This is a genomic window from Micromonospora sp. MA102, assembly GCF_025460765.1.
GTDB lineage: Bacteria > Actinomycetota > Actinomycetes > Mycobacteriales > Micromonosporaceae > Micromonospora > Micromonospora halotolerans.
The window spans coordinates 272,658-296,296 of sequence record NZ_JAMWEG010000004.1; the positions used below are offsets into that span (position 1 = coordinate 272,658).

29 protein-coding genes and 1 tRNA gene are annotated in these 23,639 nt (G+C 74.4%); 13 read left to right on the forward strand and 17 right to left on the reverse strand.

Going from position 1 to position 23,639, the window contains the following annotated elements; all coding sequences use genetic code 11:
- Positions 1 to 13: 13 nt before the first annotated feature.
- The 4 genes from NFX44_RS11080 to NFX44_RS11095 all read right to left on the reverse strand — a co-directional run bounded on the left by NFX44_RS11080 (position 14) and on the right by NFX44_RS11095 (position 3,410).
- The gene (locus tag NFX44_RS11080; protein WP_262283413.1) at positions 14 to 1,537 is read right to left on the reverse strand and encodes an FtsX-like permease family protein; all 1,524 of its coding nucleotides are present in this window, start codon (positions 1,535 to 1,537) and stop codon (positions 14 to 16) included.
- Positions 1,534 to 2,235, reverse strand: a complete 702-nt coding sequence (locus NFX44_RS11085; protein WP_262283414.1) for an ABC transporter ATP-binding protein — start codon at positions 2,233 to 2,235, stop codon at positions 1,534 to 1,536. Before NFX44_RS11085 ends, NFX44_RS11080 begins: the two co-directional genes overlap by 4 nt.
- Positions 2,232 to 2,768 (reverse strand): PadR family transcriptional regulator, encoded by a 537-nt coding sequence (locus tag NFX44_RS11090; protein ID WP_262283415.1) that lies wholly within the window; start codon positions 2,766 to 2,768, stop codon positions 2,232 to 2,234. Before NFX44_RS11090 ends, NFX44_RS11085 begins: the two co-directional genes overlap by 4 nt.
- 75 nt (positions 2,769 to 2,843) lie before the next feature.
- Positions 2,844 to 3,410: a TIGR03086 family metal-binding protein gene (locus NFX44_RS11095; RefSeq protein WP_262283416.1), complete on the reverse strand. Its 567-nt coding sequence runs from the start codon at positions 3,408 to 3,410 to the stop codon at positions 2,844 to 2,846.
- A gap of 32 nt (positions 3,411 to 3,442) precedes the next feature.
- Here NFX44_RS11095 and NFX44_RS11100 point away from each other — a divergent pair, with 32 nt between their 5' ends.
- Positions 3,443 to 4,279, forward strand: coding sequence for an AraC family transcriptional regulator (locus NFX44_RS11100; RefSeq protein ID WP_262283417.1), 837 nt, complete (start codon positions 3,443 to 3,445; stop codon positions 4,277 to 4,279).
- Positions 4,280 to 4,291: 12 nt separating this feature from the next.
- Here the strand turns inward: NFX44_RS11100 and NFX44_RS11105 are convergent, their stop codons facing one another.
- Genes NFX44_RS11105 through NFX44_RS11130 form a run of 6 tightly spaced genes read right to left on the reverse strand, consistent with a single transcriptional unit; the run spans position 4,292 to position 9,890 of the window.
- Complete coding sequence (locus tag NFX44_RS11105) at positions 4,292 to 5,830, reverse strand: SpoIIE family protein phosphatase (protein ID WP_262283418.1); 1,539 nt, start codon at positions 5,828 to 5,830, stop codon at positions 4,292 to 4,294.
- A 2-nt stretch (positions 5,831 to 5,832) separates the two neighbouring features.
- Positions 5,833 to 7,161: a sensor histidine kinase gene (locus tag NFX44_RS11110; RefSeq protein WP_262283570.1), complete on the reverse strand. Its 1,329-nt coding sequence runs from the start codon at positions 7,159 to 7,161 to the stop codon at positions 5,833 to 5,835.
- A 32-nt stretch (positions 7,162 to 7,193) separates the two neighbouring features.
- Positions 7,194 to 8,207 (reverse strand): ATP-binding SpoIIE family protein phosphatase, encoded by a 1,014-nt coding sequence (locus tag NFX44_RS11115; RefSeq protein WP_262283571.1) that lies wholly within the window; start codon positions 8,205 to 8,207, stop codon positions 7,194 to 7,196.
- Entirely contained in the window at positions 8,204 to 8,623 is a 420-nt protein-coding gene (locus NFX44_RS11120) for an ATP-binding protein (RefSeq protein WP_262283419.1), read from the reverse strand. The genes NFX44_RS11115 and NFX44_RS11120 overlap by 4 nt, the downstream gene beginning before the upstream one ends.
- Complete coding sequence (locus tag NFX44_RS11125; RefSeq protein WP_262283420.1) at positions 8,620 to 9,030, reverse strand: STAS domain-containing protein; 411 nt, start codon at positions 9,028 to 9,030, stop codon at positions 8,620 to 8,622. The genes NFX44_RS11120 and NFX44_RS11125 overlap by 4 nt, the downstream gene beginning before the upstream one ends.
- Entirely contained in the window at positions 9,030 to 9,890 is an 861-nt protein-coding gene (locus NFX44_RS11130; protein WP_262283421.1) for an STAS domain-containing protein, read from the reverse strand. Before NFX44_RS11130 ends, NFX44_RS11125 begins: the two co-directional genes overlap by 1 nt.
- Before the next feature lie 161 nt (positions 9,891 to 10,051).
- On the opposite strand from NFX44_RS11130, the gene NFX44_RS11135 reads away from it, so the two are divergent.
- On the forward strand, positions 10,052 to 10,408 hold the full coding sequence (locus tag NFX44_RS11135; RefSeq protein ID WP_091315546.1) for an STAS domain-containing protein: 357 nt from the start codon (positions 10,052 to 10,054) through the stop codon (positions 10,406 to 10,408).
- Between the two features lie 10 nt (positions 10,409 to 10,418).
- On the opposite strand, the gene NFX44_RS11140 is transcribed toward NFX44_RS11135, so the two are convergent.
- Entirely contained in the window at positions 10,419 to 11,711 is a 1,293-nt protein-coding gene (locus NFX44_RS11140; protein ID WP_262283422.1) for an MFS transporter, read from the reverse strand.
- 49 nt (positions 11,712 to 11,760) lie between these two features.
- On the opposite strand from NFX44_RS11140, the gene NFX44_RS11145 reads away from it, so the two are divergent.
- The 5 genes from NFX44_RS11145 to NFX44_RS11165 all read left to right on the forward strand — a co-directional run bounded on the left by NFX44_RS11145 (position 11,761) and on the right by NFX44_RS11165 (position 13,973).
- Entirely contained in the window at positions 11,761 to 12,444 is a 684-nt protein-coding gene (locus tag NFX44_RS11145) for a FadR/GntR family transcriptional regulator (RefSeq protein ID WP_262283423.1), read from the forward strand.
- A 39-nt stretch (positions 12,445 to 12,483) separates the two neighbouring features.
- Positions 12,484 to 12,954: a large conductance mechanosensitive channel protein MscL gene (mscL, locus tag NFX44_RS11150; protein ID WP_262283424.1), complete on the forward strand. Its 471-nt coding sequence runs from the start codon at positions 12,484 to 12,486 to the stop codon at positions 12,952 to 12,954.
- Between the two features lie 77 nt (positions 12,955 to 13,031).
- On the forward strand, positions 13,032 to 13,280 hold the full coding sequence (locus NFX44_RS11155) for a hypothetical protein (RefSeq protein WP_091315558.1): 249 nt from the start codon (positions 13,032 to 13,034) through the stop codon (positions 13,278 to 13,280).
- A 29-nt stretch (positions 13,281 to 13,309) separates the two neighbouring features.
- Entirely contained in the window at positions 13,310 to 13,675 is a 366-nt protein-coding gene (locus NFX44_RS11160; protein WP_262283425.1) for a hypothetical protein, read from the forward strand.
- Between the two features lie 22 nt (positions 13,676 to 13,697).
- Entirely contained in the window at positions 13,698 to 13,973 is a 276-nt protein-coding gene (locus tag NFX44_RS11165) for a hypothetical protein (protein ID WP_262283426.1), read from the forward strand.
- Here the strand turns inward: NFX44_RS11165 and NFX44_RS11170 are convergent, their stop codons facing one another.
- Complete coding sequence (locus NFX44_RS11170; protein WP_262283427.1) at positions 13,974 to 15,182, reverse strand: benzoate/H(+) symporter BenE family transporter; 1,209 nt, start codon at positions 15,180 to 15,182, stop codon at positions 13,974 to 13,976.
- Positions 15,183 to 15,241: 59 nt separating this feature from the next.
- Between NFX44_RS11170 and NFX44_RS11175 the strand changes: the two genes are divergently transcribed.
- The 5 genes from NFX44_RS11175 to NFX44_RS11195 all read left to right on the forward strand — a co-directional run bounded on the left by NFX44_RS11175 (position 15,242) and on the right by NFX44_RS11195 (position 19,954).
- Positions 15,242 to 15,805 (forward strand): helix-turn-helix domain-containing protein, encoded by a 564-nt coding sequence (locus NFX44_RS11175; RefSeq protein ID WP_262283428.1) that lies wholly within the window; start codon positions 15,242 to 15,244, stop codon positions 15,803 to 15,805.
- 93 nt (positions 15,806 to 15,898) lie between these two features.
- On the forward strand, positions 15,899 to 16,618 hold the full coding sequence (locus NFX44_RS11180; protein ID WP_262283429.1) for a PP2C family serine/threonine-protein phosphatase: 720 nt from the start codon (positions 15,899 to 15,901) through the stop codon (positions 16,616 to 16,618).
- Positions 16,619 to 16,669: 51 nt separating this feature from the next.
- Entirely contained in the window at positions 16,670 to 17,869 is a 1,200-nt protein-coding gene (gene eis, locus NFX44_RS11185; RefSeq protein ID WP_262283430.1) for an enhanced intracellular survival protein Eis, read from the forward strand.
- A gap of 39 nt (positions 17,870 to 17,908) precedes the next feature.
- Positions 17,909 to 18,658, forward strand: coding sequence for a ZIP family metal transporter (locus NFX44_RS11190; RefSeq protein WP_262283431.1), 750 nt, complete (start codon positions 17,909 to 17,911; stop codon positions 18,656 to 18,658).
- 105 nt (positions 18,659 to 18,763) lie between these two features.
- Entirely contained in the window at positions 18,764 to 19,954 is a 1,191-nt protein-coding gene (locus tag NFX44_RS11195) for a hypothetical protein (protein WP_262283432.1), read from the forward strand.
- 60 nt (positions 19,955 to 20,014) lie between these two features.
- Here NFX44_RS11195 and NFX44_RS11200 read toward each other — a convergent pair whose 3' ends face one another.
- Positions 20,015 to 21,097 carry an NAD-dependent epimerase/dehydratase family protein gene (locus NFX44_RS11200; RefSeq protein WP_262283433.1) on the reverse strand — a complete coding sequence of 361 codons (1,083 nt, stop codon included), beginning with the start codon at positions 21,095 to 21,097 and terminating at the stop codon, positions 20,015 to 20,017.
- A gap of 36 nt (positions 21,098 to 21,133) precedes the next feature.
- On the reverse strand, positions 21,134 to 21,433 hold the full coding sequence (locus NFX44_RS11205) for a hypothetical protein (RefSeq protein ID WP_262283434.1): 300 nt from the start codon (positions 21,431 to 21,433) through the stop codon (positions 21,134 to 21,136).
- Between the two features lie 122 nt (positions 21,434 to 21,555).
- On the opposite strand from NFX44_RS11205, the gene NFX44_RS11210 reads away from it, so the two are divergent.
- Positions 21,556 to 21,627 (forward strand) — tRNA-Lys (locus NFX44_RS11210).
- A gap of 204 nt (positions 21,628 to 21,831) precedes the next feature.
- Here the strand turns inward: NFX44_RS11210 and NFX44_RS11215 are convergent.
- The 3 genes from NFX44_RS11215 to NFX44_RS11225 all read right to left on the reverse strand — a co-directional run bounded on the left by NFX44_RS11215 (position 21,832) and on the right by NFX44_RS11225 (position 23,589).
- Positions 21,832 to 22,692, reverse strand: a complete 861-nt coding sequence (locus tag NFX44_RS11215; RefSeq protein WP_262283435.1) for a class I SAM-dependent methyltransferase — start codon at positions 22,690 to 22,692, stop codon at positions 21,832 to 21,834.
- 66 nt (positions 22,693 to 22,758) lie between these two features.
- The gene (locus tag NFX44_RS11220) at positions 22,759 to 22,917 is read right to left on the reverse strand and encodes a hypothetical protein (protein WP_262283436.1); all 159 of its coding nucleotides are present in this window, start codon (positions 22,915 to 22,917) and stop codon (positions 22,759 to 22,761) included.
- A gap of 147 nt (positions 22,918 to 23,064) precedes the next feature.
- Positions 23,065 to 23,589, reverse strand: a complete 525-nt coding sequence (locus tag NFX44_RS11225) for an SMI1/KNR4 family protein (protein ID WP_262283437.1) — start codon at positions 23,587 to 23,589, stop codon at positions 23,065 to 23,067.
- Positions 23,590 to 23,639 lie beyond the last annotated feature (50 nt).

Here is a 23,639-nt window from a genome sequence, read left to right on the forward strand (position 1 = left end):
CCGTGGCGTCACGTCAGGTCGTGCGCAGCTCCTCGACCGTCGTGCTGGCGCGCAGGAAGAGCAGGCCGACGCCGACGGTGAGCAGCACCGCGGCCAGCCCGGCGGCCGCGAACCAGGCCAGCTGCTCCCACGGCACGTGCGGCGGGACGGTCACCTCGGGCACCCACTCGGTGCGGGTGTACCGGGCCCGGGTGGCCGGATCCCCGCAGAGCCGCTCGCCCGCGTCGCAGACCTCCTGCGCGTAGCCCCCGTCCCTCGGCGCGGGGAACACGCCCCGGACCAGCAGGTAGCCGACGGCCAGCGCGAGGCCGATCGCGGGCACCGCCGGGGCGAGCGACTGCCAGAGCAGCGAGCGGCCGATGGTGGCGCGGGGCACCCCGGTCGCCACCAGCGCCGCGTAGGCCCGGCGCCGGGTGGTGATGCCCTCGACGACCGCCACCAGCAGCCCGCCGGCCGCGATCGCCACGGAGACGGCGACGGCCAGGTCGACCAGATCCATCGCGCCGAGATAGAAGGAGTCCGAGCCGGCGAGCCCCGCGCCGGTCCGGCGGTTCAGCTCCATCCGGGCCAGGAAGTCGGCCCGGACGGCGGCGGCGCCCGCACCGAAGATCAGCGCGGCCAGCAGCGCGGCGAAGGTGCGGCTGCCCGCCCACGGGTCGGCGGTCAACCGGCGGGCGGCGAGCAGCGCGGCCGGGCGGCGGCCGTAGCGGTGCAGCAGGCGGCCGGCGAGATGGGAGAGCCAGCCGGTGCCGGCGATCACCCCGACCATGGCGGCCAGGGCCCCGAGGATCAGCAGCGTCGGCAGCAGCCAGGGCGGCGGTTGGGCGTGCCGCCGCTCGTACCAGAGGCCGACCGGCCGGAACGCGGCGAACAGGGCCAGCCCCACCAGGATCAGCAGGCCGGGCCAGGGCCAGGGCGCCCGCGTGCGGACCCGACGGACCACGCCGAACGGGGTGGTGGTGACGCGGCGCAGCAGCACCGCGCTGACCAGGGCGGTGAGCAGCGGCAGGCCGAGCACCACGGCCAGCATGGCCGGCTGGGCCGGTTGGACGTCGGTGGGCAGCGGCAGCCGGCCGTCGGTGCCGGGCCGGTGCAGCAGCCGGTGGCCGGCCAGGAAGGCGGCGAGGCCACCGACGGTCCCGAGCAGGCTGGCCAGCCCGGTCTCCGCGGCCGCGATCCGGGTGACCTGGTGCGGGGTCGCCCCGGCCAGCCGGAACGCGGCCAGGCGGCGGTCCCGGGCCGGCGCGCCGAGCCGGGCGCACTGCCCGGCCAGCCCGAGCACCGGCACCACGAGCAGCAGCAGGCCGAACGCCAGCCCGCCGCGCAGGCCCGGCTCGCGCAGCAGCCCGTTGGTGTATTGAAGGGACCAGCGGACGGAGTCGCCGTCGGTGGCCGGTGGGGTGGGTATGGCCAGCACGGTGAGCGCGGCCAGCCCGACCAGCGTGGCCAGGGCGGCGCTCAGCGCGGTCAGCGCGACCCGGGCGGCGTCGGTCCGGGTGCCGGCCCGGGCGAGCCGGAACAGGGTGCCCGGGCTCACCGGTGCCCGCCGGACACCGGCACGTCGAGACCGAGGCCCGACTGGTCGACCACCCCGTCGCGCAGGGTCACCTCGCGGTCGGCGTACGCGGCGATCCGCGGCTCGTGGGTGACCAGCACGACGGCGGTGCGCTGCTCCCGGGCGAGCCGGACGAGCTGGGTGAGCACCTGCTCGCCGGTGAGCGTGTCCAGCGCGCCGGTGGGCTCGTCGGCGAAGAGCACCCGAGGCTCGGTGACCAGGGCCCGGGCCAGGGCACACCGCTGCTGCTGGCCGCCGGACATCTCGCCCGGCCGGGCGTCGGCGACCTCGGCCACGCCGAGCCGCTCCAGCCAGGTGACCGCCGCCGTCCGCGCCTCTCGCCGCCCCGTGCCGGCGAGAAGCAGCGGAAGGGCGACGTTCTCCGCCGCGGTCAGCTCGGCGACGAGCTGGCCGAACTGGAAGAGCACCCCGAACTCGGTGCGCCGCAGCCGGGACCGGGCCGACTCGGACCACTCGTCGATCCGCTCCCCGCGCCAGGTGACCTGCCCGGCGTCCGGGCGCAGGATGCCGGCGAGGCAGTGCAGCAGGGTGGACTTGCCGCAGCCGCTCGGGCCGGTGACGGCGACGATCTCGCCCGCTGCCACGTCGAGCGTCACGCCGCGCAGGGCCGGCGTCGGCCCGTACGCCCGGACCACGCCGCGCGCCTCCAGGAAACTCACGAGTGCACCTCCCGGTGCCAGTCGGCGACCCGTTCGAGGGTGGTGTGCAGCCACCGCAGGTCGGCGTCGAGATGGGCGATGGCGAAGTCGGCCGCGATCACGTCGTCGAGGCCGGCCGCCGGGGCGGTCTTCACCGCGGTCAGCTCGCGCAGCCGCTCGGTGTGCGCCCGGCGCTGGGCGATCAGGTAGGCGCGGGCCCGCTCGACGTCGGCCACCATGAGCGCGACCACCACCTTGGCGAAGAGGGTGCTCGCCACGTACGGCATCGGCGGCTCGACGGTGGCCAGCCACCGGTCGAGCGCGGCGCGCCCCTCCCCGGTGAGCGCGTAGGACGTCCGGTCGGGTCCGCCCTCGCGGGCCTGCCCGGCCGGTGCGACCAGGCCGTCCCGCTGGAGCCGGGCCAGGGTGGCGTAGACCTGCCCGAAGGCGAGCGGCCGGGCCCGGGGCAGCCGCTCGTCGTGGGCGCGCTTCAGCTCGTAGCCGTGCCGGGGGCCGCGCGCGAGCAGCCCGAGCAGTACGTGCTGAGTGGACACGCCCACACTATTCATCGAGCGAATAGTGGTGTCAAGACCGGCCCGTACGGCGGGTCGCCGCACGGGCCGGTCGGGTCAGGGGGTCCAGGAGGGGTCGCGGCCGGTCCGCCCGAGAAGGGCGTCCAGCGTGGTCGGCTCGGCGCTGGTCGGGACCGGCTCCCCGAAGGCGCCCATCTTCTGCCCGGTGTCGCCCATCCGGTCCATGAAGCCGTGCCCCGCCGCGAGCACCGCCGGGTCGACCTCCAGCCGCTGGCCGGTCGCGCGCGCCAGGTCCCAGCCGTGCACGGTGAGGTCGATGAGGGCCATGTCGCCGACGGTCTCCTGCGGCAGGCCCATGCCGGGCGAGACACCCTCCAGCGCCGCCGGGTCCGACCAGGCCCGCGCCAGGCGGTCGGCCTCGGTCGCGAACCGGTCCCGCCAGCCCTCGGTGAGGTGGTCGGTCTTGGCCGACCAGTCGACCTCCCGCCGGCGGGCCAGGTCCTGGAAGTTGACCACCACGTCGAAGAGGTGGTTGAGCAGGTCGCGCACCGTGTAGTCCGGGCACGGGGTGGGCCGGCCGAGCTGGTCGTCGGAGATGCCCTGGACCACCGTCGCCGTCCGGGGCGCCGCGGCGGCCAGCAGCTCACTAGTCTTCGTGCTCATAGGGACCAGCGTATGAGGGCGGTCTTGAAGAAATGCGACACGAACCGCGGCGGGACACCCGGGGCATCCTCGACCCCGGCCTGCTCCAGCGGCGGGTCCGCTTCCGGCGCCGGCTGCCCGCCCCGGCGCTGCGCCCCTGGGTCGAGCACTACTGGCTGATCGACTGGGCGCTCACCGAGCCGTTCGACCAGCGGCTCGTCCCGCACCCCGCGGTCAACGTGGTGTTCCAGGTCCAGGCCGGCGAGCCGGAGCACGGCGAGATCGCGGGCGTGGACACCGGCCTGTTCACGGTCACCCTGCACGGCACCGGCCGGGTCACCGGCGTGCAGTTCCGCCCGGGCGGTTTCCGCCCCTTCTGGCGCCGCCCGGTCTCCGAGCTGACCGGCCGGCGCCTCCCGCTGCCCGCCGGGCCACCACCGGCCGGCCCGGCCCCCGCCGCGCCGTTCGCCGCCGGGCCGGTCTGCCCGGGCACCGACGAGCAGCGGTGCCGCCGGCTGGACGACCTGCTCACCGCCTGGCAGCCGGCGCCGGACCCGCTCACCGCCGAGGCCACCGCCCTGGTCGAGGAGATCCGCGCCGACCGGAGCGTCCTGCGCGTCGACGACTTCGCCCGGCGGCACGGCGCCTCCACCCGGCGGCTCCAGCGGCTGTTCCTGGACCACGTCGGCGTCGGTCCGAAGTGGGTGATCCGCCGCTACCGGCTCCAGGAGGCCATCGAGCAGGCCGCCGCCGGGCCGCTGGACTGGTCGCGGGTCGCCGCCGATCTGGGGTACGCCGACCAGGCCCACCTGGTCCGCGAGTTCACCGCGGTGGCCGGGGTGTCGCCGGCCGCGTACGCCCGCTCGCTGGCGGCCTCGCGCGGCCGGTGACCCGGAAGGGGCTCAGCGGCGGCGGACGGCGACCACCGCGACGTCGTCGTGGATCTCCGGCGGCGCCAGCTCGACCAGCAGCCGCCGGCAGAACTGGTCGAGGTCGTCGTCGACCCGGGTGGCCACCGCGGCGAGCGCGGCCATGCCCTCGTCGATGGTGGCGTCCCGCCGCTCGATCAGCCCGTCGGTGTAGAGGACCAGCGTGGCCCCGGCCGGCAGCACGAACTCCAGGTCCGGCGGGCGGGGCGCGCGCACCCCGAGCAGCGGCGCCGACTGCTGCACGAACTCGGTCCGCCCGTCGCCGCTGACCAGGGCCGGCAGGTGCCCGGCGCTGGCCAGCCGGATCAGGCCGCTGCCCGGATCGAGCAGCAACACGCAGATGGTGGCCAGCTCGGCCGGCAGCAGGGTACGCATCAGCTCGTTGACCCGGTCCAGGATCACGCCCGGCGGATGCCCCTCGACCGCGTACGCGCGCACCGCGTGCCGCAGCTCGGCCATCACCGTGGCGGCGTGCAGCGAGTGCCCGGCCACGTCGCCGATGGCCACCAGCAGGTGACCGTCGAGCATCACCAGCTCGTAGAAGTCCCCGCCCACCTCGGTGTGGGCGCTCGCCGGCTCGTAGCGGACGGCCAGGTCGAGGCCGGCGACCTCGGGCAGCCGGCGGGGCAGCAGGCTGCGCTGGAGGGTCACCGCGATGCGGTGCTCCTGGTCGAAGGAGCGCTGGGCCTCGACCGCCGAGGCGACCGCCTGGGCGAGCTGCACCAGCACCGGGGTCCGCACGGTCTGGGTGGCGGTCGGCACCACCACGTAGAGCGGGGCCCGGTCCTCCCGCAGCCGGGCGGCGGCCACGGTCACCGTGTCGCCGGCGGGCCAGGCGGTCAGGTCCCAGGCACCCGGTTCGTCGACCCGGACCCGGGTGCCGGTCGGGAGCCCGGTGTCGTCGACCGTCCACGGCACGATCACCGGCTGCGCCTCCGGGCCGGCGGCCACCCCGGCCAGGCAGTCGCCGTCGAACGTCTCCGCGACCACCGCGGCCGGGCTCTTGAAGATCCGTGCCGCTCCGGCCGCCGCCGCCTCCAGCAGCCGGACGAAATTCGACGCGGCGTGCATCTCCACTGTCGCGTCGGCCAGCGCGGCCAGCCGCTCGGCGAGCAGCTCGGCCCGCTGCCGGGCCTGGTAGTAGCGGAGCACCGCGTGCGCGGTGGCGACCAGTTCCTCCGGCTCGATCGGCTCGGCCAGGTAGGCGTCCGCGCCCCGGGTCAGCCCCTGCGCCCGGTCCACCACGTCCACCGCGTGCGCGGAGACGTGGATGACCGGGGTCGATGGGTTGGCGCCCTTGATCAGCTCGCAGACCTCGAAGCCGCTCATGTCCGGCAGCCGGACGTCGAGCACCACGAGGTCGACCGGCTCCTTGCGCACCCGGTCCAGCGCGTCGGCGCCGTTCTCCGCCTCGATGGTCGCGAAGCCGGCCCGGGTCAGCCAGCTCACCAGCAGGTACCGCTTGGGACTGCTGTCGTCGACCACCAGCACGGTCGCCGGACCGCCCTCCACCGTCAGGCTCCGCCCGCGGGAAGGTGCACGGTGAAGGTGCTGCCCCGACCGGGTTCGCTGGTCAGCTCCAGCGTCCCGCCGAGCAGCGTGACCAGCCGGCGCGCGTACGGCAGGCCGAGGCCGGTGCCGCCGACCCGGGTCGTGCCGGGCACCTGGTAGAACTCCTCGAAGATCCGCTCGTGCAGCTCCGGCGGGATGCCCGCGCCGGTGTCGCTGACCGACAGCGACCAGCGGTCGCCCCGATGTTCCGCCCGCAGCCGCACCTCGCCCCGCTCGGTGAACTTCAGGCCGTTGTGCAGCAGGTTGCGCAGCACCTGGGCGAGCAGCACCTCGTCCGAGCGGAGCGTCGCCGGGGCGGGCGGCTCCTCCACCACCAGCTCCACGGCCGGCCGGGTGGCCAGCGCCCGCAGGGTGCCGCGGAGCTGCCCGAAGATCGCGCGCAGGTCCACGTCGGCCCAGTTCGGCTCGAGCCGGCCCGACTCGGCCTTGGCCAGGTCGAGCAGCTCGTTGACCAGGCCGAGCAGGTCGGCCGCGGAGGACCGGATCAGCCCCACCTGCCGGGCCTGTTCGGCGGTGAGCGGATCGGAGGCGGAGTCGCCGAGGAGGCGGCCCAGCCCGATGATCGCGGTGACCGGGGCGCGCAGCTCGTGGCTCACGTTGGCCAGGAACCGGCTCTTCGACTCGCTGGCCGCCCGGAGCTGCGCGGACTTCTCGTCCAGCTCGGCGTAGAGCGCCACCACACCGCGGTTGGTCTCCTCCAGCTCCTCGGTGAGCTGGTTGTAGAGCGCCATCACACCGCGGTTGGTCTCCTGGAGCTCGGAGTTGAGCACCTCCAGCTCGTCGCGATGGCTGCGCACCTCGTCGAGGGCGGCGATGAGCTGCGTGTTCTGCGCGGCCAACTCGTCCAGGGCGGTGCCCGGAGCGCTGGCGGCCAGCTCGGTCCGGAGCTGGTCGAGACGCTCCGGCGTCAGCGGCGGCGCGTGGGCCGGGACTCGTCGGGACATCCTCACGACCGTATCCCCCCCGTCGGTCACCACGCCCAGCATGTCCACGAGACGCGCCACCGCGCCGGACTGCGGCTCGTACCGGCCGCCGGGCAGGGGACGGGCCGGGGCCAGGTCGAGCCGGAGCGTCGGCTGGCCGGTGTGGGCGTCGGCGGCGACCGCGAAGGTGACGTCCGCGCCGCCGACCGCACCCAGCAGGTCCCGGGCCACCTCGCTGAGCGCGGTGGCCAGGCGTACCTGGTCCTGGTGCTCCAGCCCGACGGCGGCGGCCACCTCCCGGCCGCGCTGCCGGACCAGGAAGATGTCCTGCTCCACCCGGAGCGCCATGTGCAGCAGCGGGTCCGCGGCGCCCGGTCGGGTCACGGCTCCGCCCGGGCGACCAGGACGCAGGCGTCGTCGCGGCGGATCCCGGCGTCGCGGAGCAGGGTGGCGGCGACCAGCAGCGGCGGGCGGCCGGGCAGGCCCGGGTAGTCGGCCAGGTCCCAGCGGTCCACCACGCCGTCGCTGTGCATGACCAGGGTCGCCCCGGCCGGGAACGGGTAGTCGTACTCCCGCACCGAGGGGCGCTGGTGTCCGGCGATGCCGGGCAGCGAGACGAGCCCCCGCCGCCGCTCACCCACCGCCACGATCATGGCTGCGATGTTGCCCAGCCCGGCGTACCGCAGCAAGCCCGACACGGGGTCCGGTTCGGCCACCGCCAGCGCGGCGCCCCGGGTGTGCCCCATGGTCCGGTGCAGGTGCTGCACCACGGTGCCCGGCGAGCCGGCCGGCGCGGCGCGGAACGCGGCGACCGCGGCCCCGGTCGCGGCGGCGGCCAGCGGGCCGTGTCCCAGGCCGTCGCAGACCAGCACCTGCCGCCGGCCGTCGACCATCCGCACCGCGTAGCCGTCGCCGCTGACCTGCTCACCGGTGATCGGCCGGACCAGCGCACCGGCCCAGTCCGGCTCGGGCACCGGACCGTCCCAGACCTGGACGGCCAGCACCGTGCCCCGGCCGGGCAGGGAGTAGCCGTCGAACCGGCTCGCCTGCCGCACTATCGCGCCCAGGCCGATGCCGAGCGTGCCGGTGGTGGAGTGCCCGTCCGCGGAGGAGAGCGCGAGGTCGGCCATGCCGGGACCGGAGTCGATCGCCACCAGCTCCACCCCGGCCCGCCCGGCCCGGCGTACCGGCCGGAGCAGCAGGGTGCCCTGCTGGGCGTGCTTGGCCAGGTTGGTGGTGATCTCGGCGGCGACGATGGCCAGGTCGGCGACGCGCTGCTCGCCGAATTCCAGCTGCCGGCCGAGCCGCTCCGCGGCCCGCCGCACGCTGCTCGCCGTGGCGCCGCTCTCGATGCGGAACCAGAGACCGTGGTCGGTGACCACGTCGGCGTTCATCGGGACCACTTGGTGACGGTGATCCGGGTGCCCTCACCCACGGCGGTCCAGATGTCGAAGTGGTCGACCAGCCGGCGGGCGCCGCTGAGCCCCAGGCCCAGCCCGCCGCCGGTGGTGAAGCCGTCGGTCAGGGCCGCGTCGAGGTCCGGGATGCCCGGCCCCTCGTCGGCGAAGACGATGCGGACGCCGCGCCGCCGGCCGTCCTCGACGGTGGTCACCTCGGCGCTGCCCCCGCCGCCGTAGATCAGCGTGTTGCGGGCCAGCTCGCTGGCGGCGGTGACCAGCTTCGTCTGGTCGACCAGCGACAGCCGGACCGCGACGGCGGTGGTACGCACCAGCTGCCGCACCCGGACCACGTCCTCGTCGCTGCGGATCGCCTGGGTCGCCGGCACGCCCAGGTCGACGCCGGCGGTCATGACGTGGCCGTCGTCTCGGCGTCCTCGTCGCCGTCCACCTCGTCCCACTCGTCGGCCCGGCTCGCCGCGATCAGCTCCATGCCGCGCTCCACGTTCAGCGCGGTACGGATGCCGTTGAGCGACAGCCCCAGCTCGACCAGGGTGATGGCGACGGCGGGACGCATCCCGACCACCACCGTCTCGGCGTCGAGCACCTTGGAGATCGACGCGATGGTGGAGAGCATCCGGCCGACGAAGGAGTCGACGATGTCCAGCGCCGTGATGTCGATGATCACGCCGTGGCAGCCGGTGGCGACGATCCGCTCCGCGAGGTCCTCCTGGAGCTGGATCGCCGTCTGGTCGGACATGTCGACCTGGATGGAGACCAGCAGGATGTCGCCGATCTTGAGGATCGGCACCCGCTCCATCAGGACTCCCGGCGGGCGCGGCGGGAGGTCGTCTCGACGCCGGTCAGGCGCAGCACGTGGCGCAGCGCGTCGGCCAGGCTCGCCTTGGTGGCGATGTCGCCGAACTCGATGCCGAGCGCGACGATCGTCTGCGCGATCTGCGGCCGGATGCCGGAGATGATGCAGTCGGCGCCCATCAGCCGGGCGGCCACCACGGTCTTGAGGATGTGCTGGGCGACCTGGGTGTCCACGGCCGGCACGCCGGTGATGTCGATGATCGCGTACGGCGAGCCGGTGTCGACCAGGGTCTGGAGCAGCCGCTCCATCACCACCTGGGCGCGGGCCGAGTCGAGGGTGCCGACCAGCGGGACGGCGACCACGCCCTCCCAGAGCTTCACCACCGGCGTGGACAGCTCCAGCAGCTGCTCCGCCTGGTCGGCGATCAGGCCCTCGCGGGTGCGCACGAAGCTCTCGAAGGTGAACAGCCCCATCTGGTCGATCAGGGCGGAGAAGGCGACGAAGTCACGGAGGGTGCCCGCGTCCTGGTCCTGCTCCATGAGCTCGAGCAGCACGTCCTTGATGGCGAACACGCTGATCGCGGTCTCGGTGGCGCTGAAGCCCTGCCGGGCCCGGTTCGTGGACAGCTCGGCCAGCACCGCGCGCAGCTCGCCGCCGTGCTCGTCGGCCAGGTCGGCGAGCCCGTTCCCCGCCGCGTCGGCCATGCTCCGGTGCAGCTCCCGCACCTGCCGGCTCAGCTCGGCCTGGCTGAGGCGACCGCGCAGCGAGCCGACGACGATCTCCGTCCAGCGCTCGGTCAGCCGGTCGGCGTGCTCGGTCAGCAGGCGGGCGAGCCGACCACTCTGTTCGGCGCTCAACGCCATCGTGACCTCCCTGGACTCTGGACTGGCGGACTCTATCACCGGGGTCTGCGGCACTAGTTGTCGCGTAGCAACGGAATGAACGACGGCACCCTTCTCGGCTCCCGTTCTGCACGTTGCCAGCTCCGTGGGTTACCGTTCCACCGAACACAGGAGGTCGGCGAATGTCCCTGACGGTGCACACGGAACAGCGCGGCGACGTGGTCGTCGTGTCGGTCGCGGGCGAGCTGGACATGGCGACGGCACCGCAGCTCCAGGACCAGATCACGGACCTGCTGGACAAGGGGCGCAACCGCCTCGTGTTCGACCTGGCCGAGGTGTCGTTCTGTGACTCCACCGGGCTGTCGGTGTTCGTGCGCGCCAAGAACAGCTGCGACGAGGCCGGCGGTGTGGTCCGGCTGGCCGCCCCGCAGCGCGGCGTGCTCCGCATCCTCGAGGTGAGCGGCCTGGTCGAGGTGCTGCACACCTACCCGACGGTGGAGCAGGCCGTGGCGGGCGACCCCACGCCGGCCTCCTCCTGACCGTCTCCCCTCAGCGCTCGTCCTCGATGTGCCGGGGGCGGGCGATCACCATGCCCGCCGCCGTCTGCACGGCGAGCGCCACCAGCAGGAAGCCGATCGGCGCGGTCCAGCCCCCGGTGGCCTCGTAGAGGATCCCGACCAGCAGCGGGCCGAGCGCGGCGATCACGTAGCCGGTGCTCTGCGCGAAGGCGGAGAGCGCGACCGTGCCCTCGGCGGTCCGGGCCCGCAGCCCGATCGTGGTCAGGATCAGCGGGAACGCGCCCTGGCCGAAGGCCAGCAGCAGCACCCAGAGCGGCGCGAGGCCGTGCGGCGCGAGCGCCAGGCCGACGTACGCGGCCGTGGAGAACGCGGTCAGCGACAGCACCAGCGGGCGCAGCGTGGGCAGCCGGCCGGCCAGGGCCGGCATCGCCAGGGCCACCGGCACGCCGAGCGCGGTCACCCCGGCGAGCAGCAGGCCGGCCGCCTCGGGCGCGTACCCGGCGTCCCGGAAGAGCTGCGCCAGCCAGCCCATGATCGCGTACCCGCTGAGCGACTGCGCCCCGAAGTACACCGCCATGGCCCAGCCGAGCCGGGTGCGCGCCGGCCGTACCCGAGGCGGCGCGGCGGCGGCCACCGCCGGGGTCGCCGTCCGGCGCGCGGCCCGGGTCCGCAGCGCCAGCGGCACCCACGGGAGTACGGCCACCGCGGCCAGCCCGGCCCACACGCCGAGCCCGGCCCGCCACGAGCCGAAGGCGTGGGCGACCGGCACCGCCGAGGCCGCGGCCACCGTCGTGCCCACGGTCAGCGCCACCGTGTACGCCCCGGTGACCAGCCCGGTGCGGTGCGGGAAGTGCTGCTTGACCAGCATCGGCAGCAGGATGTTGGCGACCGCGATGCCGGCCAGCGCGAGCGCGCTGGTGAGCACGAAGACCGCCGCCGAGTCGGTGACGACGCGGAGCACCTGCCCGACGGTCAACGCGACCATGGCCACCACCAGCACCCGCGCGGCGGGCCAGCGGCGGACCAGCCACGGGGTGAGCGCGCCGAGACCGGCGAAGGCGATGGTGGGCAGCGTGGTGACCAGGCCGGCCGTCGCGCCGGAGAGGCCCAGCCCGTCGCGGATCTCGTCGAGCAGGGCGCCCAGGCTGGTCACCGCGGCGCGCAGGTTGACCGCGACCAGCAGCATGCCGACCAGGACCAGGAGGCCGCCGCGCGCCGGGGTGGCCGGTGGCGCGGGGGCGGCGGCCGGGGCCGGCCCGGGGGTCACGTCGGTGGTGGGCGCCTCGGTGACGGGGGCCCCGGTGGGCGGTGGTGGCGGGGTCATGACCTCGAACCTACAATCATGGGATGAATTTCGGCAGGAGGTGTAACCGGTGACACCCGCCGTCGATTCCGTCGCCGTGCCGCCACGCGGCCACCGGGTGCGCCAGACCATCGAGCAGCTTCGGGGCCGGATCCTCGGCGGCGAGTGGCCGGTGGGCGCGAAGATCCCCACCGAGCCGCAGCTCGTCGCCGCCCTGGGCGTCGGGCGGAACACGGTCCGCGAGGCGGTCCGGGCGCTGGTGCACGCCGGGGTGCTGGAGTGCCGGCAGGGCTCCGGGACCTACGTGGTGTCGACCGACGAGCTGGCCCCCGTGGTGGCCCGCCGGCTCACCGACGACCGGATGGCCGAGGTCATCGAGGTCCGGCGCGCCTTCGAGGTGGAGGCGGCCCGGCTCGCCGCGCTGCGGCGTACCCCCGAGGACCTGGCGGCGCTCGACGGCGCGCTCGCCACCCGGGAGGCCGCCTGGCGCTCCGGCCGGGTCGGCGAGTTCGTCGAGGCGGACGCCGCGCTGCACACCGCCGTGGTGGCCGCCGCGCACAACGCCATGCTGGCCGAGCTCTACGCCTCGGTCGGCACCGCGCTGCGCAGCACCGTCGCCCAGGCCATGGGCGAGACCCTGGAGCCCGAGCGGTACGTGGACCACGGCCGGCTGGTCGAGGCCATCCGGGACGGCGACCCGGCCCGGGCGGCGATCGAGGCCGGCGCTTTCCTCGAGGCCCCCTCCCGGGCATAGGTTGTGCCGGACGGAAATTCGGACAGCACGGGAGTGCGGATGCTCAAGGGCTTCAAAGACTTCATCATGCGCGGCAACGTCGTCGACCTGGCGGTCGGCGTCGTCATCGGTGCCGCCTTCACCGGGGTGGTCACCCAGCTCACCAAGTCGTTCCTGGACCCGCTGATCCGGGTCTTCGTGCTGCTGATCACCGGCAGCGACAAGGGTCTGGCCGGCACGGCGCCGACCTTCCGCGGCATCGCGTTCGACTGGGTCGCCTTCCTCAACGCGGTGATCACCTTCCTGCTCACCGCGGCGGCGCTGTACTTCCTGGTCGTCTACCCGATGAACCGGCTCGCCGAGCGGCGCAAGCGCGGCGAGGAGCCCCCGCCCGCCGCTCCCAGCGAAGAGGTCAAGCTGCTCACCGAGATCCGGGACGCGCTGCTCGCCGGCAACCACGGCACCCCGGCCCAGCGCGGCGCGCTGGACGACGTGCTCGGCCGCCGCCAGGAGCCCCCGGCCGCGCGCTGACCCCATAGCCGATCGGCCCCCGTGGGAATCCCGCGGGGGCCGACGCGTGTCGTACACATGTTCGATAGAGTCCCGGCATGGAGCAGCGCAGGCACTGGTGGAACGGGAAATGGGGGCGGCTGGCCCGGCGGGACGTCTTCCTCCGGGTCGACGGCGACCGCTGGCACGTCGAGCAGCGGGCCGGCGGCGCCGAGGGGGTCTCCCAGTTCTACGAGTACGCCAGCGTCGAGGAGGCCGAGGAGACGGTCCGGGCGCTGCTCGAGGGGCCGGACACGTGGCGCGAGCTGTCCCCCCGACCGCCGAGCGGCTGGGCCCCGCCCGTTTAGCGCCCGCGCGCCTCGGGAACCGCGCCTGTATGAGCCAGCAGCAGGACACCGTCTCCCGGGTCACCACCGGCATGCGGGTGGTCGACTCCACCGGCGTGGAGGTGGGCACCGTGGATCTCGTCCAGCGCGGCGACCCGACCGCCGTGACCGTGCAGGCGCCCGCCCCGGTGGACCCGGGCAGCAGCCTGGACGAGCTGATCGGGTCGGCGGCCGCCGAGGAGCCGGACGTCCCGGCCGACCTGGCCGCCCGGCTGCTGCGCGAGGGCTACCTCAAGGTCTCGACCGAGTTGGCCCGCACCGGCGCGGTCTACGTGCTGGCCGACCGGATCGCGGCGGTCACCGACGACGGCGTACGCCTCACCGTCCCCGCCGGCGAACTCCCTCCGGAGGAATGACCCCCCGCCTAGGGTGGGCGGCATGTGGATGGTGATCGGAGAACAGGGCGGCTCGCCGGCCGAGGCGGCGGCACGGGCTGCCCAGTTCGCGCACATGGCCGAGGTGACCCGGCAGAGCCCCGGCTTCGTCCGGGGCTGGTGGGGCGCCGACGACGACGAGCCCGACCTCAGCCACGCGCTGGTCGTCCTCGACACGCTGGAGCAGGCGCGGGCGCTCCGGCGGATGGTCGAGGAGAACGTCACCGGCGCCCGCGTGCGGATCATGGAAATCGGCGTCGAGGCGGAAGGCGTCGCCTGATCAGCCGGCCCGGGCCGGGGCCGCCGGCTCCGGGGCCGGCTCGGCCACCGGTGGCACGGCCGGGCGTCGGCGGCGGAACAGCAGGAGCATCAGCCAGCCGGCCACCAGCCCCCAGAACGCGCCACCCACACCGAGCAGGCTCACCCCGGAGGCGGTGACCACGAGGGTGACCACGGCGGCCTCCCGGGCGTCCGGCTCGGCGACCGCCGCCGCGACCGCGCCGGCCAGCGCGCCGAGCAGCGCGAGCCCGGCCACCGCCTCGACCAGGACCGGCGGGGAGAGCAGCACCAGGGCGGTGGCCACCCCGGCACCCAGGCCGAGCAGCGCCAGGCCGATCCCCGCGGTGACCGAGGCGATCCAGCGCCGCTCCGGGTCGGGGTGGGCGTCCGGGCCGGCCGCCAGCGCGGCGGTGATCGCGGCCAGGTTCACCGCGTGCCCGCCGGCCGGCGCGCCGAGCGCGGTGGCGAGCCCGGTCACGCGGAGCGCCGAGCCCAGCGGGGCCCGGTAGCCGTAGCCGGCCAGCACGGCCGTCCCCGGCACGTTCTGCGCGGCCATGGTGACCAGGAACAGCGGCAGCGCCAGCCCGACGATCGCGGGCAGGGTCCAGGCCGGGGCGGTCAGCGCCACGGCCGGGGCGGCGTCGATCCGGGCCGGCCCGGACGCGGTCAGCGCGATCGCCACCACCGCCACGGCGAGCGCGCCGGGCACCGCCCAGCGGCGGGCGAACCGGTGCAGCAGCAGCCAGGCGAGCACCACCGGCCCGGCCAGCCCGGGCACCTCGACCAGGGCCCGGACGGGCGCGGTGCAGAGCGGCAGCAGCACTCCGGCGAGCATGGCGCTGGCGATCGGCGCGGGGATCGCGGCGACCGCCCGACCGAGCGGGGGAACGAGCCCGGCCGCGGCGATCAGCAGGCCGGTGAGCAGGAAGGCGCCGACCGCCGCGGGCCAACCGCCGGGCACCGGCCCGGTGGCGACCAGCAGGGCGGCGCCGGGGGTGGACCAGGCGATGGCCAGCGGCAGCCGGTGCCGCAGGCCGAGCCAGACCGCGCAGGCGCCGCAGGCGACGCAGAGAGCGAGCAGCCCGGAGGCGGCCTGCGCCTGGTCCGCACCCACCGCGCGGAGCCCGGCGAGCACGACCGTGAACGAGCTGGCGAAGCCGACCAGGGCGGTCACCACGCCGGCCAGGACGGGTTGCAGTCGACCGGCCATCGCACTCCCCTCACCACCGTTCCGTTTACGGAACGGACCGATGTAGCACGATAGCCCCCATGGCAGCTGCCCCACCAGCCGGTGACCGGACCGCCACGGCCGTCGGCCGGCGCATCCGCGCCCTCCGGGAGGAGCGGGGGATGTCCCTGTCCACGCTCGCCCGGCTGGCCGGCGTCGGAAAGGCCACCCTCTCCGGGCTGGAGAACGGCACCCGCAACCCCACCCTGGAGACCCTGTACGCGATCACCGCCCAGCTCGGCGTGCCGCTCACCGCCGTACTCTCCGGGCCGGCGGAGACGCCGACCGTCCGCGGCGCCGCCGTCGGTGCCACCCTGCTGGAGGTCTTCCGCGACACCGACGCGACCTACGAGCTCTACCGGATGCGGGTCAGCCCCGGCCCGGCGCAGCTCTCCCCCGCGCACCAGGCCGGCGTCACCGAGCACGTCACGGTCTTCGCCGGCGTGCTCCGCGCCGGCCCGGTCGACGCACCGGCGACCGCCGGCCCCGGGGAATACCTGCGCTGGACCTCCGACGTGCCGCACAGCTACGCCGCCGTCGGCGACGAGGAGGTGCGGGCGAGCCTGCTGCTGCGCTACCCGCGAACGACCACAGTGGATGACTGATACATACCGCGTGTGCAAGCCGGCGACATTTCTTTCAGCAGACCCAGCAGTGCGTAGAGACGCGGGGCCGATGTTCTTGGCAAGCTTGTCTCCATGACGCTGATCCTCCGCTCGGCCATCCTGAACGACGTCGGCCTCGTCCGGACCAACAACGAGGACTCCGCCCTCGCCGGTGACCGCCTCGTGGCGGTGGCCGACGGCATGGGCGGCCTCCCCGCCGGCGAGGTGGCCAGCGAGATCGTCATCCGCATCCTGGACGAGCTGACCCCGCCGACCGCTCCCGACGAGGCGGCCGACGCCCTCCGCGCCGTGGTGAGCACGGCCAACCAGCGGATCCGCGCGGCCATCACGGTCGACCCGGCGCGCGACGGCATGGGCACGACGCTGACCGCCGCCCTGCTCGCCGGTGACTCCCTGGTCCTCGCCCAGGTCGGCGACTCCCGTTGCTACCTGCTGCGGGACACCGAGCTGACCCAGCTCACCCGGGACGACACGTTCGTGCAGGCCCTGGTCGACCAGGGTGCGCTCTCCCCCGACCAGGCCCGCCACCATCCGCAACGCTCGCTCGTCACCCGGGCGGTGCAGGGCTCGGACGCGCCACCGGCCGTCGGGGTGCTCACCGTGTTCGCCGGCGACCGGCTGCTGCTGTGCAGCGACGGCCTCTCCGACTACGTGGAGGACGCCGCCATCACCTCGGCGCTGGTCACCTACGGTGACCGGCAGCAGTGCGGCGAGCAGCTCGTGAAGCTCGCCCACCAGGCCGGCGCGCCGGACAACGTCACCGTGGTGGTGTCGGACGTCACCGAGGCCTGAGCCCGCCCGATTCCGGTTGCGCCGCCGGGTGGGTCGGGTTGGGATGGGCGGATGCGCATTCGCCCCTTGGCCGCCGAGGAACGCCTGACCACCAGCTTCCCGCTCCAGGCCTACGCCTTCGAGACATCGCCGATGGCCACGTCGCGGACCGAGGAGTTCCGCCAGTACCTGCCGTACAACGCGGGCAACCGGACACTGATCGTCGAGGAGGACGGGGTCACCACGGCCGCCGTCTCGGCCGTCCCCATGCGGCAGAACCTGCGCGGGGCCGTGCTGCCGATGGCCGGCGTCGCCGGGGTGGCCACCCACCCGCTGGCCCGCCGGCGCGGGCACGTGCGCACCCTGCTGCACCAGCTCCTCGACGAGATGCGGGACGAGGGGCACCCGCTGACCGCGCTCTACCCGTTCCGCGCCTCCTTCTACGAACGCTTCGGCTACGTCGGGCTGCCCCGGCGGCGTACCGCGGTCTTCTCCCCCGCGGACCTGGCCCCGCTGCTCCGCGCCGAGCTGCCCGGCGAGGTGAGGTGGGAGCGGATCGGTGCCGGCTACGAGCGGTGGCGGGCGTACACCGAACGCTGCCTGCGCGAGCGGCACGGGTTCGCGTGCTTCCCGGACTTCCGGGCCGTCGGGCTGCGCGACCGGGACGACCGCTGGCTGCTCACCGCCGTCCGGGACGGCGAGACGGTCGGCGCGGTCACCTACCGGATCGACGACCACGGCGGCGCGCTGATCGCCGACGACCTGCTGGCCAGCGACCCGTACGCCCGGGCGTCGCTGCTCCAGTTCTTCGCCCGCCACGTCGACCAGGTCGAGCGGATCAGCGTCGACCTCCCCGCCGACGAACTGCCCGAGCTGTGGCTCACCGACCTCGCCGTGCACGTCGAGGCGCGGGTGTCCCGGCCCGGCTCGCCCGCCCCGATGGCCCGGCTGCTCAGCCTGGACGCGCTCGCCGACCAGCCGGTCGGGACCGGCCGGGTCACCGTCGAGCTGGTCGGCGACCGCTGGCTGACGGGCACCCACCTGCTCGACGGCACCACCGGCACGCTGGAGGTGCTGCCGGCGGACGCCGCCGCGGCGGGCACCGTGCCGGCCGCGCGGCTCACCGCCGCCGGGCTCTCCGCCCTGGCGTACGGGGTGCTCGACCCGGCCGAGGTGGCCGTGCGCGGGCTCGGCGAGGTGCCCGTCGACGCGGCCGCCGAGCTGCGCCGGATCTTCCCGCGGGAACTGCCGTACCTGTTCGCCGACTTCTGAGCCCGTTTCCGGTTCCGGGCCGGGGGTAGGGTCCTGCGGGTGCCGGAGTGGTTGGAAGCGGGATTCTGGGGACTGCTGGCCGGATCGGCCCTGCTGATCGGGGCGGCCGCCGGGTTCTTCGCGCGGGTGCCGCGCCGGGTCATCGCCTCGGTCATGGCGTTCGGCGCGGGCGTGCTGCTCTCCGCGGTCTCGTTCGAGCTGATCGCCGAGGCCCACGAGCAGGGCGGGCTGACGCCGGTCGTGATCGGCTCGACGTTCGGGGCGCTCGCCTACACGGGGGCGAACATCCTGCTGGCCCGGCGCGGGGCGCGGCACCGCAAGCGCTCCGGCGACGAGCAGCCCTCCGAGCAGGAGCAGCCCGGCTCGGGCACGGCCATCGCGGTCGGCGCGCTGCTGGACGGCATACCCGAATCGGTGGTGATCGGCGCGAGCCTGCTGGCCGGCGGCCCGGTCAGCCTGATCACGGTGCTCGCGGTCTTCCTCAGCAACGTGCCCGAGGGCCTGTCCAGCGCGGCCGGCATGCGCCAGGCGGGCCGGACCCGCCGCTACGTCTTCCTGCTCTGGACGGGGATCGCGGTGGTCTCCGGCGTCTCGGCCCTGGCCGGGTACGCGCTGCTCGGCGGCGCCCCGCCCGCGCTGCTGGCCGGCATCACCGCGCTGGCGGCCGGCGCGATCCTCGCGATGATCACCGACACCATGGTTCCGGAGGCGTACGAGGACGCCCACCTGCTGGTCGGCCTGATCACCGTCCTCGGCTTCCTGGTCGCGTTCGCGCTGTCCCACGCCTGACGCCGGCGCGGACTCCCGGCCCCGCGGCGGCCGGTTGGCTTAGCGGCGGGTTAAGGATCCGGTCCGGAGTCGTGCGGCGGCGGGCGGTCCTCCTAGCATCGGGCGGTGCGTGTGAAGTCCGCTGTCACCCTCCTCGTCCTCGGTCTCGCCACCGCGGCGCTGCCGGCCTGCGGAGGTGACCAGCCGGCGGGCTCGCCCGCGCCGGTCGCCGCCACCACCGGCGCGGCCGCTGGTGCGACGCCGCCCCCGACCGGCGCCCCGAGCGCCCGGGCCGGTCTGGGCACCGCCAAGCCCAGCGCGACCCCCGCAGCGGTCGCGTTCCGGGCCGGCAACCCGGACGGGCGCGCCACCGTCCCCGTCGAGGCGCGGGCCGTGGACACGTCGCGGCCGACCCGTACGGTCGGCACCGGCACCCCGGCCAGCTGCACCTCGGCGGCGGTGGTGAAGGCCGTGGCGGCCGGCGGCATCATCACCTTCAACTGCGGCCCGGCCCCGGTGACCATCCGGATGACGGCGACCGCCAAGGTGGTCAACTCGCACGGCCCGCGGGTCGTGCTGGACGGCGGCGGCAAGGTCACGCTGAGCGGCGGCGGCCAGCGCCGGATCCTCTACCAGAACACCTGCGACCAGGCGCAGGGCTGGACCACCTCGCACTGCCAGAACCAGGACCACCCGCAGCTCACCGTGCAGAACCTGACCTTCGCCGACGGCAACTCCACCGGCGACCGGACCGAGGGGGGCGGGGGCGGCGCGATCTTCGTGCGCGGTGGCCGGCTCAAGGTGGTCAACACGCGCTTCGTGAACAACCGCTGCGACCGGACCGGCCCGGACCTGGGCGGCGCCGCGCTGCGCGTGCTCAGCCAGCACGACAACAAACCGGTGTACGTCGTGAACAGCACCTTCACCGGCGGCGTCTGCGCGAACGGCGCGGCGACCAGCAGCATCGGCGTCTCCTGGACCGTGCTGAACAGCGTGTTCCGCGACAACCGGGCGGTCGGCAGCGGGGCCAACCCGTCCCGGTCCGGCACCCCGGGCGGCGGCAGCGGCGGCGCGATCTACTGCGACGGCAACGAGTTCACCGTCCGGATCGCCGGCACGATCATCGAGAACAACACGGCGAACGAGGGCGGCGGCGCCGTCTTCTTCGTCAGCAACAACCGCACCGGCACCATGAAGATCGAATCCTCGGCCCTCCGCCACAACCCCAGCAAGGGCTTCGAGACACAGGGCTATCCCGGCATCTTCTTCCTGGGCGCCCACCCACCCACGGTGTCCGGCTCCCGCCTCACCCGGTGATCATGAAGTTGTCGCCACCGCCGTCGGCGTGTCGCGGCAACAACTTCATGATCAGCGACCTCAGTAGGGGTTGCTGTGGCCGGGGAGGCGGGCCTTCAGGAGGGCCGTCGGGCGGCCGGGGAGGGTCGGGTCCGGGGACATCGGCGGGGAGGTGGTGCCCGTACCGTCGGACATGCCCTCGAACAGCTCCCGGAGCGCCGTGACGCTGTCGATCCTCGGGGTCCAGCCCAGTTCGCGTTCGGCGCGCTCACTCGACATGAGCGGGGCGTTCAACGCCAGGTCCACCCAGCCGGTGTCGACCGGCTGCAGCCGCGCCCGCCAGGTCAGCGCCGCCGCCGCGCGGAGCACCGGAATGGCCACCGGCACCGTCCAGCCGTGGAAGTGCCGGGCCAGCAGCTCCGGGGTCAGCGCCGGATCCGCGGCCACGTTGAAGGCGCCGCGCGCGTCACCCAGCACCGCCCGGGCGTACGCGTCGGCCACATCGTCGGCGTGCACCGCCTGCATACGCAGCCGCCGGTGCGTCGGGACCAGCGGGATCCGGCCGTACCGGAGCAGCCGCACCGGCGCCAGCGGCCCGATGAAGTAACGCCGGATCTCCGTGCCCGCCTCCCGCTGGAAGGTCAGCCCCGGCCGCAGCCGGACCACCCGCAGCTCCGGGCGCTCCCGCTGCACACCGTCCAGCAGCGCCTCCACCTCGGCCTTGTCCCGGCTGTACGACGACGTCTCCACCCCGGTCGCCGGCCAGTTCTCACTCACCGGGTGGTCCTTCGGGCCGGGCGCGTAGGTGCCGACCGACGAGGCGTGCACCAGGGCGGGAACACCGGCCCGGACGGTCGCCTCGAACACCGCCCGGCTGCCGCCCACGTTGGTCCGGTGCAGGGTGCGCTGGTCGTGGCTGGGCTGGATCTGCCAGGCCAGGTGCACCACGGCCCGCGCCCCGGCGAAGGCCGCGGCCAGCTTCTCCACCGCGTCCGGCGCTCCCACGTCGCAGGAGTGCCACTCCACCCCGTCGTACGGCTCACCGGCGTCCGGCCCGGGCAACCGGCGCGCCACCCCGACCAGCTCCGCCCCGGACTCCCGCCGCAGCCGGCGCAGCAGCGCCGTCCCCACGTTGCCGGTGGCCCCCACGATCACGATGCGCATACCGGTGCCGTACCCGCTGAAGCGGACAGCAACCGCTCACGGACGGGGGTTCGTCCGCGCCCAGCTCTTCTCGCCCTCGCGCCGCCCCTGCGTGGCGGCCAGGCAGCGCGGGCAGACGTAGCCCTCCGGGTCGGCCTCGGTGAGCACGTCGGTGTCCGAGTAGTCGAAGGGCACGTGGGGAAAGCGACGCAGCCGGGTGCGGCTGAGCTGGAGCCCGCAGACCGTCTGGTTCTGGCCCGGCAGCCAGGCGTGGACCTCGCCACCGGGACGGCGCACCCCGTCGTCCCCGGCCACCTCGCTGGACGCCGCCACCGCGGCGGTGCTGCTCACCCTCATGCGTATCCGGTTCCCCACCGGGGCGTCGTCATGCCCGGCGGTCGCCGGCGCGGAGTCTGAAGATCGACAGGTGGCGGAAGCCGGAAGCCCCGCGCGGGCGGGTTCCGGTAGCCTGGTCGGACGGGCCGCTAGCTCAATGGCAGAGCTGTGGACTTTTAATCCATAGGTTCAGGGTTCGAGTCCCTGGCGGCCCACTCCTCCGCAGCTCAGCGGCCCTTTGTAGGGCCGCTGTTGCCGTAGTTCCGACCGGTACCGCAGCAAAGTAGTAGGCCGGCTGGTGCCGTGACCAGGAACGTTCACGGTGTTGGCTGACACGGTCTGGCCGGTTGGTCGGGCGGCGTCGTGGCGGTCAGGCTGTGTCGGTGGCAGATCTTGTACGGGTGCGGCGGCTCATGTGATCAGGGCGCGGCGCGAACCGCCGAGACGAGCCCGCCCGCGCCCTCGTCCTGCTGCGGCGGGGTGAGCACAGGACGCCCGTAGGCCTCGGCGCGCTCACGCAGGGTGAAGGTCTCCGCCTCCCAGCCGAGGCCGTCTAGCCAGCCGACCGGGTCCTCCGGCATCTCCCAGACCCACATCGACGCTGCCGATCCCGAAGCGGCATCCCCGCGGAAGCGTTCGACCACACCGCGCGAGCCCAGTGTGAGGCCCATCCTGCTGCCTGCAGCGGACAGCGCGCCGACCCGTTCGAGCAGCGACTCCACTGCGTCCTCGGGTAGATAGATCAGCAGTCCCTCGGCGATCCACACCGTCGGCTGCGCCGGATCGTGCCCGGCCGCGGCAAGGGCGCCGGGCCAGTCCTCGCGTAGGTCGACCGGGACGGTGATCCGCTCGCAGCGCGGAACGGCACACTCCTGACGCAGCACCGAGGCCTTGAAGCCAAGCGGTTCGGCCGTGTCGACCTCGAACAACCGCGTACCCGCAGGCCAGTCCATCCGGAAGGCCCTGCTGTCCATCCCGGCTCCGAGCAGCACGACCTGCCGGACGCCGGACGCGACCGCCCGATCCAGCAGGTCGTCCAGGAACTTCGTCCGGATGACGATCGAGAAGGCCACACCGAGCCAGCGGCGCCGCGCCGCCTCGTCCGCGCGCGGGGGCGGCGGCGTCCCGGGGCCTCTCCCGCCGGCCGTGGCGAAGGCCAGCGCCAGCGGGTCCCGGAACAGCGGCTGCTCGCGTGCCGTCTCCATTGCCCTCACCCGGGCCACGCCCACGGCTGTGGCCCACACCCCGGACGGCTCGATCGGTCCCGCCGCATGAGTCATGCGTTCAGCCTAGCCAGGCGGCGTGTCACCCAACGCCGTGAACGTTCGTGGTCACAGCGCTGGCTGCTAGCGCCCGACGCGGATGCGGTCGGCGTGGTACAGCTCGCGGGAGCCGTCGGCGCGGAAGACCACCAGGACCGGGACGCCTTCGCCGATGTCCAGCTGCTTGCGCAGGCCGGATGATCTCGCACAACACTCGATCCGGCCGGCTCGCCGGCAATCCATAGGTTCAGGGTTCGAGTCCCTGGCGGCCCACTCCTCCGCAGGTCAGCGGCCCCGATCGGGGTCGCTGTTGCCGTGATGGGCCGGGACAGCAGCGAAGTACGGCAGTAGCCTTCAGCGGTCCCACTGTTGGTCTGCCCCTCACGCCGGCTATCGGCAGAGAGAGCCGATCAGTTCTTCGAAGCCGGGGAACTCCTCCCGCGCTGCGGCAATGACCTCACTCGCCGGCTTGCGATGCGACGGTGCCCACCGTTGGGCGATCTCCGCGAGCCGGGCATCCGTGCGGGGCTCATGTTCGTGGCTGGGGTATGCCGTCGCCTCCCAGGGACCGAACCCGTCAGCCAGAAGCCACAAATAGGCCCACAGGTTCTGCGCTACGACTCCCATCTCACCCTCCGAACCGAGAAACACCACCGGTTGCTGCTCGATCGGCTTGCCATCACGCACCAGCCAGAAGGCGGCGAGACCACCAGTGCCGTCCTGCCCGAAAACCCGGAACTCGGATCCGTCAAGCTCGGCGTTTCCCGTCCAGGCCCGCCACCACTCGGCAATCTCCCCCGAGTCAAGGAAGTGGGAGTACGGCTCGAAGTCAACGCCGGCCCCGTCCCTGTAGTCGAAGCCGACCTCATGAGCTTCGGACAGCGGAGCCGGCAAGGTACGGCCATCCTGATCCACGGCAGCACCCTAGCGAGGAGTACCGACGGAACCGCCGACAGCGGATCGCT